The following is a 3080-nucleotide window of genomic DNA, read 5'->3' as shown; positions in this document are numbered from 1 at the left end:
CAGACCGGGAGACGGAGCGGCGGCGACCACCGGACCGTCGGCGTCCCAGCCGGCGGGCAGCTCCGGGAGGTGGCGGAACACCTCGACCTCCTCCTCGCCGCGGGGGACGTCGACGGCCCGGACGGCGAGCAGGGCCTCGGCCGCCGTCCGGTGGCGCGCAGCCGGCTGCTCGGCGCACAGCCGTTCGGCGACCTCGGCCAGCGACCCGGGACGCGGGTCGGGCAACCTGCCGCGGCCGCCGCTGAGCAGCTCGCGCAGCACGACGCCCGCCGAGTAGAGGTCCTGGCGCGGATCGGGGTCCGCTCCGTCCCACGCCTCCGGGGCGGCGTAGCCGGGAGTCAGCAGCCGGTCGGTCCGGGCGGTCATCCGCGGCTGGTCGATCCCCGCCGCGATGCCGAAGTCGGACAGCAGCAGGTGCGGGCGGCCCCGTCCGGTCGCCCGCAGCAGCAGGTTGGCCGGTTTGACGTCACGGTGCACCAGACCAGCGGCGTGCACGGCCACCAGCGCCTGCAGCAGCTGGTCGGTGAGCTCGCGCACCCACAGCGGGGGCAGCGCACCGTAGTCGGCGAGCAGCAGCGCCACCGAGCCGCCGTCGACCAGCGGCATGGTGAACAGCACCCGGTCGTCCTCGGCCGACCAGCCGGTCGGGGCCACCACGTGCGGGTGGTCGACCCGCGTCGCGGTCTCCCGGACGAACCGCAGCAGCGCAGCGCCGTCGGAGCGTTCCAGCAGCTTGGCGGCGCGGTAGCACCGGTCGCGCCGGTCCCACACGCGCCAGACCGAGCCCATCCCGCCCTCGTCGAGCAGGTCGACGAAGACGTAGCGGCCGGCGAACACCTCGCCCACGGTCGTGGTCCCGGCCGCCGGGTCAGATCACCGTGCGGTGGAAGTTCAGGTGGGAGCGGGACGGGGTCGGGCCGCGCTGGTTCTGGTAGCGCGAGCCGTAGCCGGTGGAGCCGTAGGGCTGCTCGGCCGGGGAGGACAGGGCGAAGAAGCAGAGCTGGCCGATCTTCATCCCCGGCCACAGCTTGATCGGCAGCGTGGCGACGTTGGACAGCTCCAGCGTGACGTGCCCGGAGAACCCGGGGTCGATGAACCCGGCGGTGGAGTGGGTGAGCAGCCCCAGGCGTCCCAGCGAGGACTTGCCCTCGAGCCGGGCGGCCACGTCGTCGGGCAGGGTCACCGTCTCCAGGGTGCTGCCCAGCACGAACTCACCGGGGTGGAGGATGAACGGCTCCTCCCCCTTGGGCTCGACCATCCGGGTCAGCTCCGGCTGGTCCTCCGACGGGTCGATGTGGGGGTAGCGGTGGTTCTCGAAGATGCGGAAGTAGCGGTCCAGCCGGACGTCCACGCTGGAGGGCTGCACCATCTGCGGTGTCCACGGGTCCAGGGCGATCCGGCCGGCGGCGATGCGCGCACGGATGTCGCGGTCGGAGAGCAGCATGGCCGCACCCTACGGTCTAGCGGGGGTTGGCGGCGATCAGCGTGTTGAGCCACTGCCGCTTGGGGTCGCCGTCGACCAGCATCGTCTTGACGAACAGCGTCGCCGGCAGCGCCAGCAGCGCCCCGAGCGGGCCGAAGACGAAGGCCCAGAAGGTCAGGGAGAGGAACGACATCGCGGTCGTGACGCCGACGGCGTCCCCGGTGAAGCGGGGCTGGATCACGGTCTGCACGGTGAAGTTGAGCACCGAGTAGATGGCGATCACCCACAGCATCATCGGCCAGCCGCCCTCGAGCAGCCCGAGCAGGGCCGGCGGCACCAGGCCGATGACGAAGCCGATGTTGGGGATGAAGTTGGTGATGAAGGAGACCAGACCCCACAGCAGCGCCAGCGGGATGCCGAGGATGGCCAGGGCGACGACGTCGAGCACCGCGACGATCAGCCCGAACACGGCCGTGACCACCCAGTAGCGCCGGACGCCGATGGCGAAGCTGTCGAGCGCGGCGACGAACTGCGGGTTGGCCCGCGAGGCGAGCAGGAGCCGGCGGGGGATGTCGGCGGAGTCGAACATGAGGAACAGCAGCACCACCAGCAGGAAGACGAACAGCGAGGTGGCGTTGAGCAGGCTGCCGAGGAAGCCCTGCAGGGTGGTGAACAGCGAGGAGACGTCGAAGTTGTCGAGCTGCTGCTGCAGCTGGGTGGAGCCGAGCCCGATCCGGCCGAGCTGCTCCAGGCCGTCGTTGTAGAGGTCGACGAACTGCGACTGGTAGGTCGGCATGGCCGAGATCAGCTGGGCGATCGACAACCCCATCGCGGTGGTCAGTCCGATCACCGTCACGTAGAGGACGATCCCGCAGACCACCGCCGCCAGCGCCCGCGGCACCCGGCGCACCACCAGCCAGCGGTGCAGCGGGTGCACGGTGATGACGAGGGTCAGCGCCAGGAAGGTGGGGGCGACGATGTCGGCGGCCACCCGCAGCCCGGCGCAGACGATGACGACCGCGGCCGCACCGAGCAGGATCCGCAGGCCCCGGTTGGCGTCCCGGCCGGAGGCGGGAGCAGTGGTCTCGGCGTCGGCCATGGGCCTGAGCGTAGCGGCCGGCCCTCCGGCGTCGACGCGGCCGAGCGGGGTGCCCGGGTCGGCTCGGGGTCGGGTCGGGGAGGCCCCCCGGAGGAGGGCGCGTCAGTGCTTGGTGCGGCGGACCTCGAGGCTGTTCTCGCCGAAGGAGACCGAGTGCCCCTCCCCCACGCGCACCGGCTCGCCGGGCGGGCAGCTCTCGTAGTCGCCGTAGGGCGCCGCGACCGACGAGCCGTTGGTCGAGCCGCGGTCGACGACGTACAGGCCGCGAGCGTCGACGCCGACGGCGAGGTGGGTCTTGGAGACCGTCCGGTCGGCCTGGTCGACGGTCACCAGCTCGGCCGCCTCCTCACCGGGACGCGGTCGCGGGTTGCGCCCGATCAGCACCAGACCCTTGACCCGCACCTCGCGGCCGTCGTCGAGGGCCAGCACCCAGCCCTCGTCCGGGGCGCGTCCGCGCCGGGCGGCCTCGTCGCGCCGGTGGGCGGCGGCCTCGGGGTCGAGGGCGCGTGCCCCGCGTCGCGGTGCCAGGGCAGAGGCCGCCGGCAGCTCGGCGGTCGG

4 protein-coding genes are annotated in these 3080 nt (G+C 72.9%); all 4 read right to left on the bottom strand.

Going from position 1 to position 3080, the window contains the following annotated elements; all coding sequences use genetic code 11:
• Window positions 1-846 (bottom strand): serine/threonine-protein kinase (locus tag DVA66_RS18825; protein ID WP_232822066.1); only part of this gene is annotated, 846 nt, incomplete at its 3' end.
• A 22-nt stretch (window positions 847-868) separates the two neighbouring features.
• Window positions 869-1444 (bottom strand): dCTP deaminase, encoded by a 576-nt coding sequence (gene dcd, locus DVA66_RS18820; protein WP_114561395.1) that lies wholly within the window; start codon window positions 1442-1444, stop codon window positions 869-871.
• Window positions 1445-1460: 16 nt separating this feature from the next.
• A complete protein-coding gene (locus tag DVA66_RS18815) occupies window positions 1461-2522 on the bottom strand; it encodes an AI-2E family transporter (protein ID WP_114561394.1) in 1062 nt (353 codons plus the stop codon).
• 102 nt (window positions 2523-2624) lie between these two features.
• Window positions 2625-3080: FHA domain-containing protein (locus tag DVA66_RS18810; RefSeq protein WP_157974134.1), on the bottom strand; the 456-nt coding region annotated here is incomplete at its 5' end.

This window comes from Desertihabitans aurantiacus (assembly GCF_003344635.1).
In the GTDB taxonomy this organism is placed as follows: Bacteria; Actinomycetota; Actinomycetes; order Propionibacteriales; family Propionibacteriaceae; genus Desertihabitans; species Desertihabitans aurantiacus.
This window is presented reverse-complemented; position numbering and strand designations above follow the sequence as displayed.

Bases quoted from the DNA above. Each gene is read 5' to 3' on its own strand.
- DVA66_RS18815 (WP_114561394.1), bottom strand. From the start codon at position 2,522: ATGGCCGACGCCGAGACCACTGCTCCCGCCTCCGGCCGGGACGCCAAC.
- dcd (WP_114561395.1), bottom strand. From the start codon at position 1,444: ATGCTGCTCTCCGACCGCGACATCCGTGCGCGCATCGCCGCCGGCCGG.